Source organism: uncultured Arthrobacter sp., assembly GCF_947493765.1.
GTDB lineage: Bacteria > Actinomycetota > Actinomycetes > Actinomycetales > Micrococcaceae > Arthrobacter_D.
The window spans coordinates 224,962-245,032 of the sequence record NZ_CANLSZ010000001.1; the positions used below are offsets into that span (position 1 = coordinate 224,962).

18 protein-coding genes and 1 tRNA gene are annotated in these 20,071 nt (G+C 72.3%); 7 read left to right on the forward strand and 12 right to left on the reverse strand.

Going from position 1 to position 20,071, the window contains the following annotated elements; all coding sequences use genetic code 11:
• Positions 1–31 precede the first annotated feature (31 nt).
• The 3 genes from Q0747_RS01110 to Q0747_RS01120 are packed head-to-tail and all read right to left on the reverse strand — an operon-like array spanning position 32 to position 3,884.
• Positions 32–895: a glycosyltransferase family 2 protein gene (locus Q0747_RS01110; protein ID WP_298251419.1), complete on the reverse strand. Its 864-nt coding sequence runs from the start codon at positions 893–895 to the stop codon at positions 32–34.
• Positions 892–2,475 carry a PfkB family carbohydrate kinase gene (locus Q0747_RS01115; protein WP_298251420.1) on the reverse strand — a complete coding sequence of 528 codons (1,584 nt, stop codon included), beginning with the start codon at positions 2,473–2,475 and terminating at the stop codon, positions 892–894. The genes Q0747_RS01110 and Q0747_RS01115 overlap by 4 nt, the downstream gene beginning before the upstream one ends.
• Entirely contained in the window at positions 2,475–3,884 is a 1,410-nt protein-coding gene (locus Q0747_RS01120) for an aldehyde dehydrogenase (protein ID WP_298251421.1), read from the reverse strand. Before Q0747_RS01120 ends, Q0747_RS01115 begins: the two co-directional genes overlap by 1 nt.
• Positions 3,885–4,100: 216 nt before the next feature.
• On the opposite strand from Q0747_RS01120, the gene Q0747_RS01125 reads away from it, so the two are divergent.
• Entirely contained in the window at positions 4,101–5,255 is a 1,155-nt protein-coding gene (locus Q0747_RS01125) for a glycosyltransferase family 9 protein (RefSeq protein ID WP_298251422.1), read from the forward strand.
• Here the strand turns inward: Q0747_RS01125 and Q0747_RS01130 are convergent.
• The 7 genes from Q0747_RS01130 to Q0747_RS01160 form a co-directional block, all read right to left on the reverse strand.
• On the reverse strand, positions 5,221–5,934 hold the full coding sequence (locus tag Q0747_RS01130; protein ID WP_298251423.1) for an SDR family oxidoreductase: 714 nt from the start codon (positions 5,932–5,934) through the stop codon (positions 5,221–5,223). The two genes, Q0747_RS01125 and Q0747_RS01130, sit on opposite strands and share 35 nt — an antisense overlap.
• Positions 5,935–5,989: 55 nt before the next feature.
• A complete protein-coding gene (locus tag Q0747_RS01135; protein WP_298251424.1) occupies positions 5,990–7,357 on the reverse strand; it encodes a PfkB family carbohydrate kinase in 1,368 nt (455 codons plus the stop codon).
• Positions 7,354–7,998: an SIS domain-containing protein gene (locus Q0747_RS01140; protein ID WP_298251744.1), complete on the reverse strand. Its 645-nt coding sequence runs from the start codon at positions 7,996–7,998 to the stop codon at positions 7,354–7,356. Before Q0747_RS01140 ends, Q0747_RS01135 begins: the two co-directional genes overlap by 4 nt.
• 182 nt (positions 7,999–8,180) lie before the next feature.
• On the reverse strand, positions 8,181–9,470 hold the full coding sequence (locus tag Q0747_RS01145; protein ID WP_298251425.1) for a glycosyltransferase: 1,290 nt from the start codon (positions 9,468–9,470) through the stop codon (positions 8,181–8,183).
• Entirely contained in the window at positions 9,467–10,468 is a 1,002-nt protein-coding gene (locus Q0747_RS01150; protein WP_298251426.1) for a glycosyltransferase, read from the reverse strand. Before Q0747_RS01150 ends, Q0747_RS01145 begins: the two co-directional genes overlap by 4 nt.
• Positions 10,465–11,577, reverse strand: coding sequence for a glycosyltransferase family 9 protein (locus Q0747_RS01155; protein ID WP_298251427.1), 1,113 nt, complete (start codon positions 11,575–11,577; stop codon positions 10,465–10,467). The genes Q0747_RS01150 and Q0747_RS01155 overlap by 4 nt, the downstream gene beginning before the upstream one ends.
• Positions 11,574–12,122: an HAD-IIIA family hydrolase gene (locus tag Q0747_RS01160; RefSeq protein WP_298251428.1), complete on the reverse strand. Its 549-nt coding sequence runs from the start codon at positions 12,120–12,122 to the stop codon at positions 11,574–11,576. The genes Q0747_RS01155 and Q0747_RS01160 overlap by 4 nt, the downstream gene beginning before the upstream one ends.
• Before the next feature lie 136 nt (positions 12,123–12,258).
• Here Q0747_RS01160 and Q0747_RS01165 point away from each other — a divergent pair, with 136 nt between their 5' ends.
• A complete protein-coding gene (locus Q0747_RS01165; protein ID WP_298251429.1) occupies positions 12,259–13,290 on the forward strand; it encodes a glycosyltransferase family 9 protein in 1,032 nt (343 codons plus the stop codon).
• Positions 13,291–13,318: 28 nt separating this feature from the next.
• Here Q0747_RS01165 and Q0747_RS01170 read toward each other — a convergent pair whose 3' ends face one another.
• Both Q0747_RS01170 and Q0747_RS01175 read right to left on the reverse strand, forming a co-directional pair.
• Positions 13,319–14,200: a sigma-70 family RNA polymerase sigma factor gene (locus Q0747_RS01170; protein ID WP_298251430.1), complete on the reverse strand. Its 882-nt coding sequence runs from the start codon at positions 14,198–14,200 to the stop codon at positions 13,319–13,321.
• Between the two features lie 138 nt (positions 14,201–14,338).
• Positions 14,339–14,866, reverse strand: coding sequence for a MarR family winged helix-turn-helix transcriptional regulator (locus tag Q0747_RS01175; RefSeq protein WP_298251431.1), 528 nt, complete (start codon positions 14,864–14,866; stop codon positions 14,339–14,341).
• Positions 14,867–15,018: 152 nt separating this feature from the next.
• Between Q0747_RS01175 and bcp the strand changes: the two genes are divergently transcribed.
• The 5 genes from bcp to Q0747_RS01200 all read left to right on the forward strand — a co-directional run bounded on the left by bcp (position 15,019) and on the right by Q0747_RS01200 (position 20,031).
• A complete protein-coding gene (gene bcp / locus Q0747_RS01180; RefSeq protein WP_298251432.1) occupies positions 15,019–15,492 on the forward strand; it encodes a thioredoxin-dependent thiol peroxidase in 474 nt (157 codons plus the stop codon).
• Positions 15,493–15,561: 69 nt separating this feature from the next.
• Positions 15,562–15,646, forward strand: a tRNA-Leu gene (locus Q0747_RS01185).
• Positions 15,647–15,841: 195 nt separating this feature from the next.
• Positions 15,842–16,546, forward strand: a complete 705-nt coding sequence (locus tag Q0747_RS01190; RefSeq protein ID WP_298251433.1) for a fasciclin domain-containing protein — start codon at positions 15,842–15,844, stop codon at positions 16,544–16,546.
• A 176-nt stretch (positions 16,547–16,722) separates the two neighbouring features.
• Positions 16,723–18,438 (forward strand): ABC transporter substrate-binding protein, encoded by a 1,716-nt coding sequence (locus Q0747_RS01195; RefSeq protein ID WP_298251434.1) that lies wholly within the window; start codon positions 16,723–16,725, stop codon positions 18,436–18,438.
• A 99-nt stretch (positions 18,439–18,537) separates the two neighbouring features.
• The gene (locus Q0747_RS01200) at positions 18,538–20,031 is read left to right on the forward strand and encodes a malate:quinone oxidoreductase (RefSeq protein WP_298251435.1); all 1,494 of its coding nucleotides are present in this window, start codon (positions 18,538–18,540) and stop codon (positions 20,029–20,031) included.
• The last annotated feature ends 40 nt before the right edge of the window (positions 20,032–20,071 follow it).

The following is a 20,071-nucleotide window of genomic DNA, read 5'->3' on the forward strand; positions in this document are numbered from 1 at the left end:
CTGCAGGTGCTCCCGGGCGGGAGCACCTTCTTCACTGACCCAGGATCACCCGGGCAGCGTCTGTGCCACGGTCCGTCACCGTGGTGGGCGCCTCGAGATGCACGGCACCCGACGGGATGATGCCGGCGCCGCCGAAGCGCTCCATGACGCGCCACTGCACGGCGACGTCCTCCCCCGCATGCTCGGTCGGCAACCGGTCCCAGAAGTCGAACCCGCCGACGTCGAGCAGGGCCTGCCGGTCGAACAGGACGCAGCCGCCCACCCAGGCCACGCGGTAGAGCCGCCACTCGCCCGGAGGGATGGCGAGCTCCACGGCGGCATGGGCAAGATTCGCGGCGTTGTGCAGCGGCCAGCGCTCGAAGCCCTCGGTGCCCTCACGGATCCGCTCCGGGGTCACCACGTCGTCGGGCCACAGACTCAGCGTGGTCCGCTCGTCGGGCCGGCTGTCGTGAAGATAGGACAGTCCCTGGACGGCGGAGCCGATGAAACCGCAGCCGGCCCGGCGCAGCGCCCGGCTCATCCGCTCCAGCGATCCCGGCTCCAGCCAGACGTCGTTGTCGAGGAAGAGGACGGACGGCGCACGCGCCAGGGAGAGGAGGAAACTGCGCTGCTCGGCCAGTCCGCGACGGGGCAGATGCCTCTCGAGCTGCACGGTGCGGCCCTGGGCCCGCAGGACCCGGACCATGGCCCGTACCGCCGACTGGTCGAGGGGCAGGTCATCGCCCTCGCTCTGGTCGCTCACGACGACGCGGAAGGGCACGCCCTCCTGGGCCGCGAGCCCGGACAGGGTGACGGCCAGTTCCCCGGGCCGCCCGTAGGACGGGATCAGCACGTCGACGAGCGGTTCGCGCCCCGGCTCCCCGGAGGCCCACTGGCCGGACGGGCGGGGCGTCACGGGGCATCATCGATCGTGGGCAGAGGGACGGGCAGTGACCGGATCCGGTGCACGACAGCAGCGGTGGAGCGCTCGGGCACATAGTCGAGGATGCTCACCCGACCGCCATTGGCCTCCACGGCGGGTGTCTCCTCCAGCATCTGCGCGGTGTAGTCGCCGCCCTTGGCGTAGACGTCCGGCTTCAACAGGTCGATGAGCGGCACGAGGGTGTCGGTGCTGAACGCGCTGACGTAGTCCACGCAGCTCAGGGACGCGATGATCCCGGCGCGGTCGGCGATGGGGTTGATGGGCCGGTCCGGACCCTTGAGCCGGCGCACGCCGTCGTCGTCGTTCAGCGCCACCACGAGGACGTCGCCGAGCTGCTTCGCCTGGTTGAGATAGCGCGTGTGGCCGCGGTGCAGCACGTCGAAGCAGCCGTTGGTGAGCACGATCCGCTTGCCGTCGGCGCGGTCCTCCTCGACCCTGCGCACCAGTTCCGCGGTGGTGAGCGCCGAGTCCGCGAACGACTGCAGATGCCGCGTCAGATCCGCCGTCGTGCACACGGAGGTGCCGGGCCGGTGCACGACGACGTCGGCGGCGGCCTGCGCCAGGTCGAGGCTCGTGGACAGGGGCAGACCCGCGGCACGGGCCACGGTGAGGCCGGCGACGAAGGTGTCCCCCGCACCGGAGGCCTGCTTCTCGTCGGCCGGTCTGGCCCAGGTCCGGTGGTCCTCGCCGTCCCGGCCGAGCAGGACGGTGCCGTCACGATCGAGGGTCACGACGACGGCGCCCGCTCCGGTGGCAGCCAACAGCTCGTCGCGCCGCGCCACCACGCGGGCTGCACGGTCGGACCGGGGATCGAGGCGCAGGTCGAGGACGGCCGCCGCCTCCTGAGCGTTGGGCGTGACGATGTCCGGCCGGAGCGCCGACCAGGCGGCGGTGTCGTGCGCGTCGACCACCACCAGCAGATCCGGGTCGCGCGTCGTCACGCCGCTGAGCGCCTCGCGGACCGTGGCGTCGAGGAGTCCCGTGCCGTAGTCGCAGACGACGACGACGGCGGAGCCCGCCACCGCTGCGGGGATCCTGTGCGCCAGCAGGTCGACGGCCGCCGTCGGAGGCCCCTCGTGCGTGTCGTCGATCCGGAGCATCACCTGGCCGGCGCCGACGATCCGGTACTTGGTGGTGGTGGCGACCCGCTCGTCCTGCATCAGGTCCGCGGTGCTCACCCCGGCCTCCTCGAGGATCGCCCGGAGCCGGTCCCCGGCGTCGTCCGCCCCGATCACCCCGCACATGCGCACCCTCGCCCCGAGGGCTGCGAGATTCATGGCGGTGTTGGCTGCGCCACCCGCGGCGTAGTCGCGCCGCCGGATGTCGACCACGGGCGCCGGTGCCTCCCGGCACAGGCGCTCGATCGTACCGCTCCACCAGCCGTCGAGGATCGCATCGCCGACCACGGTCACGAGCGGCGCCTCGGCGGCGATCGCCGCCGGGACCCAGACGGCCGGACCGCGCACCTCCGAGAGATCACCGGACAGGTCACCGGACAGGCCTTCGGACGGAGTGCCCGCCGGTGAACCCGTGCCGCCCTGCGCGCCTGACATCAGGCGCCCTGCTGCGGGGAGCTGATGTGGACCACCTTCACGAGGGCGAACTCGTCGAGCAGCTCCGGTCCGTAGCCGAAGCCTGCGCCGCTGATCCCCCGCGGCTGGGCGGAGCCTCCGGGAGCGCCGCCGAACACGGCGTTCACCTTGACGGTGCCGACCGCGAGCGCGGCGATGGCCTGCTGGGCGTGGGCGATGCTTCCCGTCAGGACGGAGGCCGTCAGACCGTAGGGGCCGGCGGAGGCCAGCCGGAGCCCCTCCTCGAAGCTGTCGACGACGGTCACCGGGGCCACGGGGCCGAAGGTCTCCTCGGTCATGACCATCATGGTGTCGGTGCATCCCGTGAGGACGGTGGGCGGGTAGTGGGAGCCGGGGCCCGTCGGTGTGGCACCACCGGCGAGGCACTGCGCTCCCTGCCGGATGGCGTCGCCGACGTGCGCCTCGACGGCGTCGCGCATGCGGCCGTCGACGAGGGGCGGGAAGGTACCGCCGGCGCTGCGGCTTTGCGCCTCGTCGGCGAGGGCGGTGAGGAAGGGTTCGGCGATGTCCCTGTGCACGTAGATGCGCTCCACGGAGGTGCAGATCTGCCCGGCATTGGCGAAGGCGCCGAGTGCCGCCTGTGCCGCGGCCCAGGCGGGATCGACGTCGGCGTCGACGACGAGCGGATCGTTGCCGCCGTTCTCGCGGATCACGTGCGCGCCGGTGACGGAGGCGGCGCGGGCGATACCGGCACCGGCAGCGCTCGAGCCCACGTGCGCGATGACGTCCACGCCGGGCTGCCCGGTGAGCATGCGGCCCACGGCTGCAGCACCGGTGAGTGTGGTGAGCACACCGTCGGGGAAGGAGGACTGCAGGAGCCGTCCGAGGAGTTCGCCCACGTGGGGGCAGCGTTCGCTGGGCTTGTGGATCACGGTGTTCCCCGTGACGAGGGCTGCCCCGATCAGACCGGCGGCGACGGCCACCGGATCGTTCCACGGGGTCAGGAGGACGGCGACCCCCCGCGCCTCCGCGACGGTGTAGTCGGTGGCGGTGACCGCCCCGCGCAGGCTGAGCCCGCGGTGCACCGGGCCGAGCTCGGCATACTGCTCGAACGTCGAGATCGCCGCCTCTATCCCGCCGAGCGAGTCGCCGAGCGGCTTGCCGGTCTCGCGGGTGTTCAGTTCGGCCAGTTCCCTGGCTCCCCCGCGCACCGCGTCGGCCGCACGGCGCAACGCGGCCCCGCGGTCGGCCGGAGGGGTGGCGGCCCAGGAGGGCTGCGCCGCGCGCGCCGCCCCGAGGGCCGCAGCGACCTCGTCCTGCGTCGCACAGCGAAGACTGCCCACCTCGCTGCCGTCGGCCGGGTTCCGGATGTCGATGGACTCCTCGTCCTGCTCGGCTCGTGGCGTGTGCACCTGGGCGTCGATGGACATTGTGCTCCTCGGGGATCGATCCGTCCTGCAGCGGCCGCATCGCCCTGCACGTCTACTGGTCCCGTACCCAGCCTCGGCCGGTTCACACAGCCTCGTCCCCGATATTCGGAGGCGTCCCGACTCCTCCGGCGCACCTAGCATGGGAAGCATGGGAGCGGGAGGCCCGGCCTCCCGACACCGCTACCAGCACCAGCACCAGGAACGGGGACGCACGGCATGCAGCACCCAGAGACCACGGCGGAGTTCGGCGGGCGCCAGGACACCGCGAGGGCCGTGGGCCCGCTGCTCGCCCCGTTCGAGGACGTCCGCAGGATCGCGGTACTGCGCGGCGGGGGGCTGGGGGACCTCATGTTCGCCCTTCCGGCCATCACCGCGCTCCACGCCCGCTACCCGGAGGCATCGATCACCCTCCTCGGGATGCCCGCCCATGCGGCCCTGCTGGACGGCAGGCCCGGCCCCGTCGCCGAGGTGCTGGAGCTGCCGGTCCACGAGGGTGTGCGGCCCGGCGAGGCGGATCCTGCCGCCGTGGACCGGTTCTTCGCGGGGGTTCGCGGGTCCTTCGATCTGGCGGTGCAGCTGCACGGGGGCGGGAGGAACTCCAATCCCTTCCTCCTGCGCCTCGACGCGCCCCACACCGTCGGCACGCGTACCCCGGATGCCGCGGCGCTGGAGCGGACCATCCCGTACGCCTACTACCAGCACGAGGTGTTCCGTGCCCTCGAGGTCGTGGGCCTGGCCGGCGCGGCGCCCGTGGACCTGGAGGCCCGGCTGCAGCTCACCCCGGACGACGCCGAACGGGCGAGGCGGCTCGTGGGACCGGGGCCGGTGATCGCACTGCACCCGGGGGCCACCGATCCCAGGCGCCGCTGGCCGTCGTCGTCGTTCGCGGAGGTGGCCGTGCGGGCGGCGGCCGACGGCTGCGAGGTGGTGGTGGTCGGTGACGCCACGGATGTGCCGGCCGCCGAGGAGATCGTCCGGCAGGCCCTCGGGGCGGCACCGGCGGCGTCGGTCCGCTCCCTGGCGGGCGAGCTGGAGCTCGGCGAACTGCTGGGCGTCCTGGAGGCCAGCGCCGTCGTGGTCGGCAACGACAGCGGGCCCAGGCACCTGGCGCAGGCCCTGGGCACACCGACGGTGGGCGTCTTCTGGATCGGGAACATGATCAACGCCGGCCCGGTGGGCCGCACGCTGCACCGTGTGCACTTCTCCTGGGTGACGCACTGCGCCACGTGCGGCGCCGATCTGCGCCAGGTGGGCTGGACGGCGGAGCGCTGCGAGCACGACGACCCGCTCGTCGCCTCCGTCCAGCCCGACGCCGTCTACGCGGACGTGGCGGAACTCAGGGCCACGAGCCTTCTTCTGCGTGGGCGATGACCATCTCGCGGATCTCGCAGCTCTTCGGCTGCGAGAGGGCGAACAGGATGGCCTCGGCGACGCGCTCCGGATCGTTGAGGCGCGAGTCGTCCTGCGGCTTGTACTGCTCGTCCCGGTCGTCGAAGAACCGGGTCTTCATGCCGCCGGGGATGATGGTCGTCACGCCCATCTCGCCCGCCGTCTCCGCCGCGAGTGCCTGGGAGAAACCCATGACGCCGAACTTCGAGGCGCAGTAGGCCGTCGCGTCGCCGACGGCCTTGATACCCAGGGTCGAGGCGATCGTGACGACGCGGCCGTGGGACTGCTTCAGGTACGGCAGTGCGGCGCGTGCCGTCGAGGCGGTGCCCAGGAGATTGACGCCGATCACCTTCTCCCACTCGTCGGCCGCCACGGTGTCCAGGGCCCCGCAGCGGTCGATCCCCGCGGCGGTCACCACGGCGTCGAGCCCGTCGAGCATCTCGGCGGCCGCGGTGACCGCCGCCTCGACGGCCGCGCGGTCGGCGACGTCGACCTCGAAGGCCTTCACGCCGCTGACGCGGCTGATGTCGCGGTCGAGCACGACGGCGGTCCCGCCGGCGGCGACGACGCCCTGGACGATCGCGGCGCCGAGGCCGGAGCCTCCGCCGGTCACCAGGACGCGCCCGGGGTTGAAGCTGGTGGCAGGGGTGTTCTCTGTCATGGTGTTCCCTTCGTTGAGTGTGCCCGGACGGACCGGACGAGGATCTGCAGCCGGCTCAGCCCACGCGGGCGAGAGCAGCGGCAAGTTTCGTGGTGGAGCGCGCCGGGATGTAGGGCACGGTGACGGTCCTGCCGCCCCAGCTGCTCATCAGGGCTGCCTCCGGGAGGTCCTCCGCGGCATAGTCGCCGCCCTTGACCCAGATGTCCGGCTGCAGCCGGGCGATCGCGTTCTCCGGCGTCGACTCCGTGAACACGAGCACGGCGTCGACACACTCGAGCGCGGTGAGCAGCTCGGCGCGGTCGTCCTGCCGGATGATGGGCCGGTGCTCCCCCTTCAGTCCGCGCACGGAGTCGTCGGAGTTCAGGCACACGACGAGGCAGTCGCCGAGCTGCCGTGCCGCGGCGAGTGTGCGGGCGTGCCCCGCGTGCAGGAGATCGAAGCAGCCGCCGGTCGCCACCACGGTCCCGCCCGCCGCACGCGTCCGTCGGACCACCTCCAGGGCGTCGAGACCCTCCACCGGCAGCTGCAGCGGCGCCGCTCCCTGCCCGGTGCCGAGCGAGGCGAGACCGCCGAGCCCGAGGAAGTACGCCGCGGCCTCGGTGGCCTGCCGGGCCGCGGCGTCGACCGCCGCCCCCTCGGCGAGCCCGACGGCGAGCGCGACGGCGAAGCGGTCACCGGCGCCGCACGGATCCGCTGCATCCACGCGCGGTGCGGGGATCACCTGGGGCAGCAGTCCCGGCGCGGCGACCAGGGCGCCGTGATCGCCCATCGTGACGATCACGGCTCGGCTCCCCCAGGTCTCCAGGAGGACGTCGGCCGCCGCCGCGGCTGCCGAGGTCCCGGACCCGCGGACCCCGGCGAAACGCAGGGCCTCCCCGAGATTCGGGGTCACGGCTGCCACGCCCGGCACGGGCTCGGCACCGAGCGGGTGCGGATCCCAGATGACAGGGGTGGATCCGGCCACCGCCGCGAGGTGTGCCCGCAACTCGGCATTGGCCAGGACGCCGCGACCGTAGTCCGCCGCGATGATCGCGTCGGCCCCGGTCAGCGCTGCGAGCATCCCGTCGGTGCACTCCGGCGCCGGTGGCGGCGCGCAGCCCTCGTCGAACCGCACCACCGCCTGGCCCGACGCACGGATCCGCGTCTTCACGGGGGTCGGGGCTTGCGAGGGGCCCGCGACGACGTCGATGCCGTCGAGCTCGGCGCGCAGGAGCCCCGCGGCGTCGTCGTCCCCGAGGACCGTCACGAGGACGGCCTCGTGCCCCTCGCCCCGGACCATGCGCGCCACGAGGCCCGCGCCGCCCGGGCGCCGCCGCACGGCGTCGACCTCGACCACGGGCACGGGCGCATCCGGTGACAGTCGCCCCGCTCCCCCGGAGAGATCCGTGTCGAGCAGCACGTCCCCCACCACCACGATCCTCATCGCTGCTCCTCCCTACCCGACCGGCTCTCCCCGGACCGCCGGTTCTCCCCGGACGGCTGGTTCTCCTCACACTGCTGTTCCTCCCGACGGCGCAGCACCGCCGCGTCGAAGGCACGGCAGACGGCGTGCAGGGCGATCAGGTGCCCCTCCTGGGCGCTGGCCGAGACGGCATCGATCGCCACGGAGGAGTCCACGCACTCGGTGAGCGGGTTGGGGCCGGCACCCGTCAGCGCCCACGTGGTGATGCCGGCCGCCCGGGCCGTCTCCGCCGCGCGCAGCAGATTGGGGCTCCTGCCGCTGGTGCTGAAGAGCATCAGGATGTCCCCCTCACGGCCGTGCGCGCGTACCTGGCGGGCGAACAGCTGCTCGAAGCCGTAGTCGTTGGCGATCGCGGTGACCGCCGAGCTCTCGGCGTGCAGCGAGATGGCCGAGAACGGCTCCCGCTCCCCGTCGAAGCGACCCACCAGCTCCGCCGTCAGATGCTGCGCCTCGGCCGCCGAGCCGCCATTGCCGGCGGCGAGCAGTCGCTGACCGCCCATGAGGCGGGTGGCCAGTTCGCGTCCCCACTCCGCGAGCGTCCCGGCATTCCGGGACAGCGATTCCAGGGCCGGCGTGAGGGCCCGCAGATGCTCCAGGACCAGGCGCTCCGAGTCCTCGAGCGAGGCGTCGAGGGTCCCGACGGGGTGCGGCAGGCCGTTCCGCGGACGTGCGTCCGTGTCCGACAGTCCCGTGTCCGACAAATTCGTGTCCGACAGATCCGTAGTCCTCAGTTCCGTGTCCGACAGTCCCGTGGTCCTCAGTTCCGTGGTCCTCAAATCCGTGGTCACAGTGCCCGGCCTCCCGTGCTCTCGAGTGGGCGCGCGGTGGTGTGCTGCGCCGTGGTCGGTGGTGGCGCCGTCGTGCCCAGTGCGGCGAGATACGCCGTCTCGGTGTCGGCGGCGATCCTGTCCCAGGAGTAGCGCGCCAGCACCCGCCGGTGGCCGTTCTCGCCGAGCTCGCGGGCCCGGGCCGGATCGGCGAGGAGGGAGCCGATCGCCGCGGCGATGGCGGGCGGATCCTGCGGCGGTGCGTGGAGTCCGGTGGTGCCGTCGACGACGGTGTCCACCAGGCCGCCCACGGCCGCGGCGACGACGGGTACGCCGCATGCCATGGCCTCGAGCGGGACGATCCCGAAGGGTTCGTACCAGGGCGCGCAGACGACGGCGTCGGCGCTCCGGAGGACCGCCGGCATCTCCGCCCGGGACACCTGGCCGCGCAGCACCACGCGGTCAGCGACGCCGAGGTCCGCCGCCAGGGTCAGCAGGCGCTGCGCCTCGGGATCGTCCTGCAGTCCGGCCGAGTTGCCCGCGCCGCCCACGATCACGAGTTCGACGTCGCTGCGCCCGAGGTCGGTGAGCTCACGCAGCGCACGGATGGCCAGGTCCATGCCCTTGCGCGGCACGAGCCGGCCCACGCTGACGATCCGGTGTGCCCGGTTCCGCTCCTCCACGGGGCCGCGGGGGGTGAAGAGGTCCAGATCGACGCCGCAGGGGGCGATGGAGACCCTGCCGTCCGGCACGCCCATCGCCGCGAGCTCGAACACCTCGTCCGAGCAGGTGGCCACCACGTGGTCCGCGCTGCGGCCCACCATCGCCTCGAGGGAGATCCGCTCGGCCGGACTGGTGTCCTCGACGCCCTGGTGGCGCCGCTTGACCGTCCCGAGCGCGTGGAAGGTCTGGACGACCCGCACCGGTCGGCCCGCGCCTGCGCTGCGGCGCGCTGCATCCAGCGCCGCGAGGCCGGACATCCAGAAGTGGCCGTGCACGATGTCGGGTGCGTCCTGGCCCCAGTCCGCGACGATGCCGTCCGCGAGCGCCCCCATGTACGGCAGGAGGAGGTCCTTGGCGACGGCGCCGGCCGGGCCGGCGTCCACGTGCACCACCTCGAGTCCCGGCTCCGAGCGGACGCGGGCGGGCAGGTCCGGATCGTCGCGGCGCGTGTAGACGGTGACGTCGTGTCCCCGGCGCGCGAGGGCCAGGGACAGCTCGGCGACATGGACGTTCTGGCCACCGGCGTCGACGCCTCCGAGTGCCGCGAGCGGGCTCGCATGTTCGGACACCATGGAAATCCTCACGGCGCTCTCCTCTCGGTGACGAGCTGTCCTCGCAGCCGGGACGCCTCCTCGTCGAGGACCGCGTCCCAGTCGGACAGGAAGCGGGCGAGTCCGTACCGGGCGAGGGCGGCCTCGCGTGCCACGAGGCCGCGCGTGCGGGCCTCGTCAGGGTCCTCGATCAGCCGGGCCGCAGCACGCAGGAGGTCCTCGACGCTCGTCGAGACGGCGCCGGCGCCTGCGGGTACGGCCCGGGCGGCCTCGGTGGTGGCGAGCACCAGGACCGGCAGACCCACGTGCATGGCCTCCAGGAGGGACAGTCCCAGCGAGGTCCAGCGCAGCGGGTGGACGTAGGCCCGCGAGCGTCCCAGCCTCGCGTGGAGCTGCTTGGTCGGGAGGTCCCCGCCGATGCGCAGCTCGCCCGGTCCCAGATCCAGGGCGTCCGCGAGGGTGCCGGTGCCCATGCCGAAGACCTCGAGGGGTGCGACGCCGGCGAAGCGAGGCAGCAGGTCGGTGCCGGTGATGCGGCCCCGCCGGACCGGCTCGTTGATCACGAGCGCGAGCTGCTGCAGGTCCCCGGAGTAGAGATAGCCGGGATCCACGATGCCGTGCTCGATCACCGTGGTCCGGGCACGGCCGCTGTCCCAGAAGAGGTCGTTGAAGTGCGTGACGTGGACGATCGGGATGTCCGTCCGGTCCGCCAGCGGGTGCACGGTGCCCACGATGTCGCGGCGCGGTGTGTTGTGCTCCACGAACACCGCCGGCAGGTCCCGCCCGGGGGTGCGTCCGAGGAGCCGCTCGCACGCGGCGATCTCCTCCGCGCGCTGGAGGACGACGACGTCGATGTCGGCGTCCGCGAGGTCCCCGGGAGCGACCTCGACCACGCTGTCCGGCCAGTCGCGACCGGCCCGGCCGAGTCCCCACGGACCGCCGTCGGGCTCGGTGGGAAGCACACAGGTGTGCCGCCCCCTGACGAAGGCGTCGGTCCACCCTCCGTGGACGTGCCAGAGCAGGATCCTCATTGCTTTCCCCTCGTCTGTCTGCGGCCGTCGGTGCGGCCGATGCTGCGGCGCGAGCCGAGTGATGAGATACCGGAACTGAGCCGGAGGACGGCGTCGACCACGTCCTCCGGCGAGACGTTCGACAGGCACGGGTGGCCCTGGACGGGGCAGATGCGGGCCCGGGTGAGCGCACAGGCGGCGTCCTGGTCCCCGAGCAGCTCCACGGGGACCCTGTACGGCGCCCAACGGACGGCGGGGACCACGGGTGAGAACAGGCACACCACGGGGGTGCCCACGGCAGCGGCCAGGTGGGCCGGTCCGGTGTTGCCCGTGATGACCACCGTGGCCCCCGCCAGCACGGTCCCCAGGGTGTCCAGATCCGTCCTGCCGCCGAGGTCCAGGCCCTCAGGACCCGCCACGGTGGAGGTCAGGCCGGTCTCGCCCGGGCCCCCCGTGACCACCACGCGGAAGCCCGCGGCGGTGAGCAGCTCCACGGCGGCGGCGTGGTGCAGGGGCGGCCAGGCGCGGGCGGGGACGGCGGCGCCGGGGTGCACCACCACGTAGGGCCCCTCCCCCACGAGCTCCTCCACCTCCGCGGGGTCCGGGCGGGGGGTGACCTGCAGCCGCCCGTCGTCGCCGTCCGGCAGGGCGTAGCCCGCGGCCTCGGCGATCCTCAGGGCCCGCTCGGCCTCCGGCTGGTCCTCGGGGAAGTCCTCCCCCGGCCTGATGCGCACGTCCAGGAGGGATCCGGCGTAGTCCACGGACGCGCCGGCGATGCGCCGGACCCCCGTGAGGCGCAGCAGGAGGGCGAGCGGCAGCGGCGACTGGTGGAAGGAGGTCAGGATCACGGCCTCGTCCACCTCCAGCGCCTCCACGGCGTCCTGCAGCTCGGCGATCAGCTCGGGCGTCGGATCGGGTGCGGGGTCCACGATCCAGGGGGCGGACCAGATCACGACGTCGGCCACACCGGGTAGCAGCCGACCCGCGGCGGCGCCCTGCGGTCCGCACAGGAGCACGACGTCGTTGGGCGAATCCCCGTGGTCCCCCGCCGCGATGGCCCGCACGGCCGGTCCGGCGAGCAGCACGTCGCCGGCGCTGTCGAGGCGTGCGACCAGCACGCGGCGCCTCATGGGGCCCCCTCCCACAGGAGGGCCACGGCCTCGGCGAGGCTCCCCGCGACGGCGGGCGCCGAGCGGATCTCGTCCTCGAGGGTCACCACGGTGGGGACGAGCACTGCTCGTGCCCCGGCGGCGGCAGCAGCGCCCATGTCGGCGCCGATGTCACCGATGACGGCGACGTCGGACGGGTCCAGGTCGAGTCGCCCGCTCGCGGACAGGACCATGCCCGGGCCGGGTTTGCGGCACCGGCAGCCGTCCCCCGGTCCGTGGGGGCAGACCTCCCAGAGGTCGAACGGGCCGAGCAGCTCCTCGACCCTCGCGTTGACGGCGTCGACCTGCTCCCGCGTGACGATGCCGCGGGCGATCCCGGACTGGTTGGTGACGACGCCGAGGCGCACGCCGTCGGCGCGCAACCGATCGAGGACGTCCCGGGCACCGGGCATGGGCTCCACCAGCGAGGGGTCCCCGTTGTACGGGACGTCCTCGACGATGGTCCCGTCCCGATCGAACAGGACGGCCCGTGGGGCGGTCCGCGGGGGTCCGGGTGAGAAGGCCATACAGGCTTAGTGCCCGGGAAGGAGCAGGACTAAACACTTCGGGCCGAACTTCTTCCGTCCCCCACCGCTGCCGCCGCCCGGCCACGCGGCCACGCGGCCACTGCCATCCTCCCGGACCTCTGGCAGGATGAACCGCATGAGCTCCGACGGCACCGCCGCGACCACCCCGGACCGTGCCCCGTCCGCCCCGGGCAGCGGGGCCCCGGACGACCGTCCGGTGCCGTCGTCGACCCCCGCACGCGACGGTCGCCCGGAACTCCTCGTTCTCCGCGCCCTGAAGCTCGGCGACCTCCTCGTGGCCGTCCCGGCGCTCCGGGGACTGCGCCGCGCCTTCCCTGAGCACCGGATCCTGTACGCGGCCCAGGAGTGGCTGCGCCCCGTCGTCGGCCTCGTCGACGCGATCGACGACCTGCTGCCCACCCACGGACTGGACGCCCCCCTCCCGGTGGAGCACGGGCGGATCGACATCGCCGTGAATCTGCACGGCAACGGCGTCGAGAGCCGGGGTCGGCTCGGGGAGATCGGAGCGCACCGGCGCCTGGGCCACCGCTCGCACGGCTGGGACGGTCCGGACTGGCCCGACGGCGTCCACGAGCGGGAGCGCTGGGCGTCCCTGGTGTCGTGGCACGGAGCACCGGCGGACCCGCTGGACTGCCGCCTCGGTCCGCCCAGCGTGGCGAGCTCCGCCCCGGGCGCCGTCGTCGTGCACGTGGGAGCCGCCTACGGCAGCAGACTGTGGCCCGTCGAACGCTTCGCGGCCGTCGCCCGTCGTCTTGCAGCCGCGGGCCACCGGGTCCTGTTCACCGGCAGCGACGCCGAACGCGCGCGGGCCCTCGCCGTCGCCGCTGCCGCCGGCCTGCCCGAGGACGCCGTCGCTGCCGGGACGCTGCCGCTCGACCGGTTCGCCGCGCTCATCGCGGGTGCGGCATTGGTGATCTCGGCCGACACGGGTGCCGCTCACCTCGCCTCGGCGTACGGCCGGCCGTCGGTCGTCCTGTTCGGACCGGCGCCCGCGGCCGAGTGGGGTCCTCCACCGGGCCCCCACACCGTCCTGACCGATGCCTCGGTGCGCCTCGGTGACACCTTCTCCCCCACGCCCGATCCGGCCCTGCTGGCCGTCACCGTGGAGCAGGTACTGGCCGCTGCCGCGGCTCACGGCATGGCGTAGCCGCGCCTGCCTCCGGGCACGGGGCGCTTCACCCCGTCCGGCCCGGCGCCCGGGACGGCGCTGCGGCCGGACGGGCCTGGGCGGGCGAGCCGAGCAGGGTTTTCTGCAGTCTGACGAGGATCCGTGAGAGGGCGCGGGACACCTGCATCTGCGACATCCCCAGTGCGTCCGCGATCACCTGCTGGGTCTGCTCCATGAAGTACCGGCGGTAGAGCAGTTCCTTCTCGCCCGGTCCGAGGTCGTTGACCGCACCGCGCAGCGAGATCATGTCGTCGCTGCGATCCGTGCCGCTCGCCTCGACGGCCAGCGTCTCCGCCCAGCCCGGGCCCTCGGCGTCGAGCGACTCCGGGCGGAGGCTGGAGTGGGCGGCCTGCGCCTCGAGGATCCTCGCCTCCGGGTGGCCCAGTTCCAGGCCCAGTTCCCGGGCCGTCGCCTCACGACCGAAGCGCTGCGCCAGGGCCGGTGCGGCACGGGCGATCTCGGTGCGCAGGTCCTGGATCTCCCGCGGTGGGCGGATCACCCAGCACGAGTCCCGGAGGTACCTCTTGATCTCACCGTTGATCGTCGGGACGGCGAAGGACGCGAACGGGACGCCGCGCGCGGGATCGAAGCGCTGCACGGCCTTGATGAGACCCAGGTACGCCACCTGGCGGATGTCGGAGGCCTCCGGGCCCGACGACGCGAAGGACCGCGCCACGGACTCGGCGATGTCCAGGTGCCGCAGTGCGATGTCGTCCTGCAGCGCCGCGGTCAGCCGCGCTCCCGGGCGGGCGGCAGCACGCGAGACCGGCACCTGGCCCGCCCCGTCCTTGCCGGACGTGCCACCGGGGGCCCTGTCGGGTGACCCGCCCTGCACCCGGGGTGCGGCGGAACTCTGCGTGCGACGCTGCGTCGGCGGAAGAACACTCACGCTCCCAAGAAAACAGCAGACCGGTCCACGCGCAACCGTGGGGTCCTGCGGAGCCGGGTTCCTGCACGGGCTTCCTTTTCGCGCCCGGGCACGCTACGGCGACGGACCGCGACCCGTCGCCCCGGTTCCGAACGGGTGTCAGCAGGGGACGGCTGCAGGGCCCGTGGGGCCCGCGGGGCCCTCGGGCGCCGTGGGGCCCTCGGGGGCCGTGCCCGGGTCCGGCGCGGTGCCGGGGACAATCCGCTTCCAGCGGGAGGCGCCGAGCTCACTGATGATGGCCTGCAGATGTCCCCGCAGTTCCTCGGACACCAGGGCGCCGCCGCTCACGAGGGTCTGCTCGATGTCCTCGGCGGCGTCGAGCACCTGCCGCCCCGTGGCGGAGAGGGACACCGAGTGCGAGCGCCGGTCGAGGTCGTCCGGCACGCGTAGCACGCATCCCCTGGACTCCAGGTGGGAGAGGGTCCTGCCCATGGTCTGGGCCTGCACCCGGACGCTCTGGGCGAGAGTGGCCTGGGTCATGGCGCCCTGCTCCGCGAGCACCCCCAGCGCGATCACGCCGGCATGGGTCACCCCGAGGTGGTTCAACCGCTCCATCCATGCGTGTTCCACCAGACGGGCTGCCGTGGTCAGGAGCCGGCCCGTGGTCCACTGATCCAGATTGCGCATGGCCAACCTTCCTCTTGCTCACAGACCTGCAGCTCGGGCACCGGATCTGAGGTCCATGATAGCTAGGCTGTACCCTCTGATTGCCGACCACTTCCTCTCCGCCCGGACGAGGAGCCCCAGCGCCGGCGAACCATCGATCCTCAGGAGCAGGCATGACGCAGCAACTGGACCAGGGTGCCGCCGCACCCGATTTCACGCTCCCCGACGCGCAGGGCACCGACGTGACGCTGTCCTCCTTCCGGGGCGGCGACGTCATCGTGTACTTCTACCCCGCGGCCGCCACCCCCGGGTGCACCACGCAGGCCTGCGATTTCCGCGACAACCTCGCCTCGCTCGGCGCAGCCGGCTTCACCGTCCTCGGGATCTCGCCCGACCCGGTGGACAGGCTCGCCGCCTTCGTCGAACAGGAGGCCCTGACCTTCCCGCTGCTCTCGGACGAGGACCACGAGGTGGCCGCGGCCTACGGTGCGTGGGGGGAGAAGAAGAACTACGGCAAGACCTACGAGGGCCTCATCCGGTCCACCGTGGTGGTCGACGCCGAAGGGAAGGTCTCGCTGGCCCAGTACAACGTGCGGGCCACCGGTCATGTGGCGAAGCTCCGCCGTGACCTCGGGATCGACGGGTAGCCGTCGGGGCGCCGCCGCGGTGGCGCTAGAGTGGTACCAGGACGATGCCCCTGGTCTCCAGGCATCGAGGCGCGAGTGGCGGAATTGGTAGACGCGCTGGATTTAGGTTCCAGTGTCTTCGGACGTAGGGGTTCAAGTCCCCTCTTGCGCACCACAGGACCAGCCGGCCGGAGTCCCCGTGTGGATCCGGCGCCGGCACCGGGCGAACGCTTTCTTCGATTTCCCGACCTGCCTACCCATCCGCCTCCCCGGTTCGAGCGAATGACCTGTGAGACATCGACACGATGTGTTCCACCCCACGGCACCGACCGCAGGCACCCGCCCGGTCACATCTACGGAGGATATTCCCATGGCAGTCATCCAGCGCAGGAACCTTTCGATCCTCGGGATCGCAGCAGTATCCATGTTCGGTCTCGCAGCCTGCGGGGGCGGCGACGAGGCGTCGTCCGAGCCCAGCGAGAGCAGCATGGCCAGTGAGAGCAGCATGGCGAGCGAGAGCGCCGAGGCCAGCATGGCGCCGTCGGCCTCCAGCGACGCGATGATGGACCCCGCCGCGAACCTCGTGGGCCCCGGGTGCGAGGACTACGCGGCCGAGGTGCCCGACGGCGACGGCTCGGTTGCCGGCATGGCGCTGGATCCGGTGGCCACCGCCGCCTCGAACAACCCCATCCTGACGCAGCTCACGGCGGCCGTCTCCGGCGGCATCAACCCTGATGTCGACCTGGTCGACACGCTCAACAGCGGCGAGTACACCGTGTTCGCCCCGGTCGACGAGGCGTTCGAGGCACTGCCCGCCGAGACCGTCGAGGGACTCAAGACGGACACCGAGGGACTCACCAGCATCCTCACCTACCACGTGGTCGAGGGCAAGATGCAGCCCGCCGACATCGAGGGCACCACCCAGACCTCGCTCCAGGGCGGCGAGCTCGAGATCAGCGGCTCCGGCGACGAGCTCATGGTCAACGACGCCAACGTCATCTGCGGCGGCGTCCAGACGGCCAACGCCGTCGTGTACCTGATCGACACGGTGCTCTCGGTTCCCGCCGAGCAGTAGCACGCACCGCCCTGGTCCGGCCCTCCAGGGCGGTCCAGGGCTCCGGGACAGGCCCCCTCACCCCCGCGGTGAGGGGGCCTGTCCTGTGTCCGGCGAGCGACGCGCCGTCGGGGAACGGACAGCTCGATCACTTACACTTGGGGCTTCACCCACCCGGCCCATCGGAGATCCCGCCTGTGAACACTGCCGCCGCGCGCCGCCCCGGTCGCCGGAGCACCGCCGGAGCCCGCTCCCTCGCCGCCGCGCTGGCAGCCTCCCTCACCCTGGTCTCCTGCACCGCGCCGGAGGAGGTACCGCAGCCGGTCAAGAGCAGCACGGTGGTGGAGAACGACCCGGGCACGTTCCGCTTCGGGACGGCCGCCGATCCGCGGACCCTCGACCCGGCGCTCGCCGTCGACACCGAGTCCTACCGCGTGACCCGCCAGCTGATGCAGGGACTGGTGGGTGTCGATCCCCTCACCTCCGAGCCCGTTCCCCTCCTCGCGGAGTCCTGGACGGAGCAGGACAGCGGCCGCGCCTACGACTTCACCCTGCGCGAGGACGTCCTCTTCCACGACGGACGGCCGTTCGACGCCGCCGCAGTGTGTGCCAACTTCGAGCGCTGGTACACGATGCCTGCCTCCGACGGGCTCGACCGGTCGCGCCTGCCGTTCAAGGACGTCTTCAGGGCCTTCTCGGACCAGCCCGAGCTGAGCCTGTACGAGGGGTGCACGGCGACGTCGGAGTACACCCTGACGCTGCAGCTCGCCCGGCAGATCACGTCGCTGATCCCCGCGCTGGCGGCCCCGGGCTTCGCCCTCGGTTCGCCCGCGGCCCTCGCCTCCGATCAAGCCAACGAACTCAGCCACAGCAGGGGCGGGACGCTCATCTCCAGGTTCGGGGCTGCGCCCGTGGGCACCGGACCGTTCGAACTCGTGCGCTGGGAGGCCGGCGAGGTGGAGCTGAAGTCCTTCGCCGACTACTGGGGCGACTCCGGGGACGTGGACCGTGTCATCCTCACCACCATCACCGACGCGGGAGCACGCGCACGGGCGCTCACCTCGGGGCGCATCGACGGGTACGACTTCGTCTCGGTCGACAGCGCGGTGGATCTCGCCCGCAACGGCGTCCAGTTCCTGCAGCGCGACCCCTACTCCGTGCTCTACCTCGGTCTGAACCAGGACTTCCCCGGCGTGGACGACGTCCTCTTCCGGCGGGCCGTGGCCCACGCGATCGACAAGCGCGCGCTGATCGACGGCCGGTTCCTCGACGGGACCAAGCCGGCCCGCTCCTTCCTGCCCGAGAAGCTCGGGATCAGCACGGAGGACGTCACGAACTACGGGTACAATCCCGCCCGCGCCAGGGACCTCCTGGAGCAGGCCGGCTACGACGGGGAGGAGCTCCCCTTCTACTACCCGCGCTCCGTCTCCCGTCCGTATCTCCCCGCGCCGGAGAAGGCGTACGCCGAGCTGAGCCGCCAACTCGTGGAGGCCGGCTTCAACATCAGGCCGGTGCCGATCGAGTGGGGCGAGGGCTACGTCGACGCCGTCCAGCGGCCGGGCGACCGGGCCTTCCACCTCCTGGGCTGGAGCGGCACCTACCAGGATCCGGCCAACTTCGTCGGCGCCCTCTTCGGCAGCTCCAGCGCCGAGTTCGCCTACGACGACTCCCAGCTGGAGAGCAAGATCACCCGGGCAGGCAGCCTCCCTGTCGGGCAGGAGCGATCCGATGCCTACGCGGACATCAGCGCGCAGCTCTCGGAGCGGATCCCCGCCGTGCCGCTGGTGCTGCCCATCTCCGCCCTCGCCATGAGCCCGCGCGTGGTGAGCTATCCCGTCAGTCCGGTGATGAACGAGGTCTTCAACAGGATCGACCTGGCCGACGTGGAGGCCGACAGCAGCCGCCCGGGCTGACCCCGGCTCGGCGGTCCCACGACCCTCCGCAGGAATTTATAGAACGTCACCAGCAGACGTTAGGCTGTGGCTGCTAGCACCACGTGACTGGAGACTCCGTTGATCAAGAACACGCAGGGCACACCCGCCAGGACCACCGACGTCGTCCTGATCGGCGGCGGGATCATGAGCGCGACGCTCGGATCCTTCCTCCGGCAGCTCCAGCCCGACTGGGACATCTCGCTGTTCGAACGGCTCGACGTCGTGGGCCTCGAGAGCTCCGACCCGTGGAACAACGCCGGCACCGGCCACTCGGCGCTGTGCGAGCTGAACTACTCGCCCGCCGGTCCGGACGGTTCCGTGGACCCGGCCAAGGCCGTCGCCATCAACGAGCAGTTCCAGGTCTCGCGTCAGTTCTGGACCCACATGGTGTCCGAGGGACACGTGGGCGATCCGCGCACCTTCATCAACCAGGTGCCCCACATGAGCTTCGTCTGGGGTCAGGCCAACGCCGCCTACCTGCGCAGGCGTCACGAGGCCCTCAAGCCGCAGCCGCTCTTCGACTCCATGGAGTTCAGCGAGGACCAGGACACCATCGCCGGCTGGACGCCGCTGCTGATGAAGGGGCGCAACCCGTCCCAGCCGGTCGCCGCATCGCGCGTCGAGGGGGGCACCGACGTCGACTTCGGGTCGCTCACGCGCCAGCTCACCGCATATCTGGAGGGCACGGGCGTGGACCTCCACTTCGGTTTCGACGTACTCGACGTGGAGCGCGCCTCCGACGGCCGCTGGGACGTCAAGGTCAAGGACAGGGCCTCCGGGGAGGTCAGCACCGTCACCACGAAGTTCGTCTTCATCGGTGCCGGAGGCGGCGCCCTGCACCTGCTCCAGCGCAGCGGCATCCCGGAGGGCCGGGGCTTCGCCGGTTTCCCGGTCTCGGGCCAGTTCCTGCGCTGCACCGATCCCGCGATCGTCGACCAGCACGACGCGAAGGTCTACGGGCAGGCGTCGGTCGGCGCTCCTCCCATGTCCGTCCCGCACCTGGACACCCGCTTCGTCAAGGGTGAGCGCTCGCTCCTCTTCGGGCCCTACGCCGGCTTCTCCACGAAGTTCCTCAAGCAGGGCTCCTACCTCGATCTCCCGGCGTCGATCCGTCCGTCCAATCTCGTCCCGATGCTCGCCGTGGCCAAGGACAACATGTCCCTGACCAAGTACCTCGTCACCGAGGTCCTGAAGAACCGGGAGGCGAAGAACGAGGCACTCAACGCGTTCCTCCCCTCCGCGGACGGCGACCAGTGGGAACTGATCTCCGCCGGTCAGCGTGTACAGGTCATCAAGAAGGCCCCGAAGAAGGGCGGTGTGCTGCAGTTCGGCACCGAGGTGATCACCTCCTCCGACGGAACGGTGGGAGCCCTCCTCGGCGCCTCCCCCGGAGCATCCACGGCCGCCCCGATCATGGTGGAGCTGCTCAAGCGCTGCTTCCCCGGCAACATGTCCGGGTGGGAGCCCAAGCTCAAGGAGATGCTCCCGGGCTACGGGGTCAAGCTCAACGAGAACCCGGGTCTCGCCTCCGAGGTCCAGTCGCTCACCGACTCGGTCCTGAAACTCAAGTAATCCGCAGCGGAGCCGGCCAGGCCACCGTCAGCACCTAAGG

Coding starts and splice junctions, on each gene's coding strand:
- Q0747_RS01115 (WP_298251420.1), bottom strand. CDS start 2,475: ATGTCAGGCGCGCAGGGCGGCACGGGTTCACCGGCGGGCACTCCGTCC.
- Q0747_RS01120 (WP_298251421.1), bottom strand. CDS start 3,884: ATGTCCATCGACGCCCAGGTGCACACGCCACGAGCCGAGCAGGACGAG.
- Q0747_RS01125 (WP_298251422.1), top strand. CDS start 4,101: ATGCAGCACCCAGAGACCACGGCGGAGTTCGGCGGGCGCCAGGACACC.
- Q0747_RS01130 (WP_298251423.1), bottom strand. CDS start 5,934: ATGACAGAGAACACCCCTGCCACCAGCTTCAACCCCGGGCGCGTCCTG.
- Q0747_RS01135 (WP_298251424.1), bottom strand. CDS start 7,357: ATGAGGATCGTGGTGGTGGGGGACGTGCTGCTCGACACGGATCTCTCC.
- Q0747_RS01150 (WP_298251426.1), bottom strand. CDS start 10,468: ATGAGGATCCTGCTCTGGCACGTCCACGGAGGGTGGACCGACGCCTTC.
- Q0747_RS01155 (WP_298251427.1), bottom strand. CDS start 11,577: ATGAGGCGCCGCGTGCTGGTCGCACGCCTCGACAGCGCCGGCGACGTG.
- Q0747_RS01160 (WP_298251428.1), bottom strand. CDS start 12,122: ATGGCCTTCTCACCCGGACCCCCGCGGACCGCCCCACGGGCCGTCCTG.
- Q0747_RS01165 (WP_298251429.1), top strand. CDS start 12,259: ATGAGCTCCGACGGCACCGCCGCGACCACCCCGGACCGTGCCCCGTCC.
- Q0747_RS01175 (WP_298251431.1), bottom strand. CDS start 14,866: ATGCGCAATCTGGATCAGTGGACCACGGGCCGGCTCCTGACCACGGCA.
- bcp (WP_298251432.1), top strand. CDS start 15,019: ATGACGCAGCAACTGGACCAGGGTGCCGCCGCACCCGATTTCACGCTC.
- Q0747_RS01190 (WP_298251433.1), top strand. CDS start 15,842: ATGGCAGTCATCCAGCGCAGGAACCTTTCGATCCTCGGGATCGCAGCA.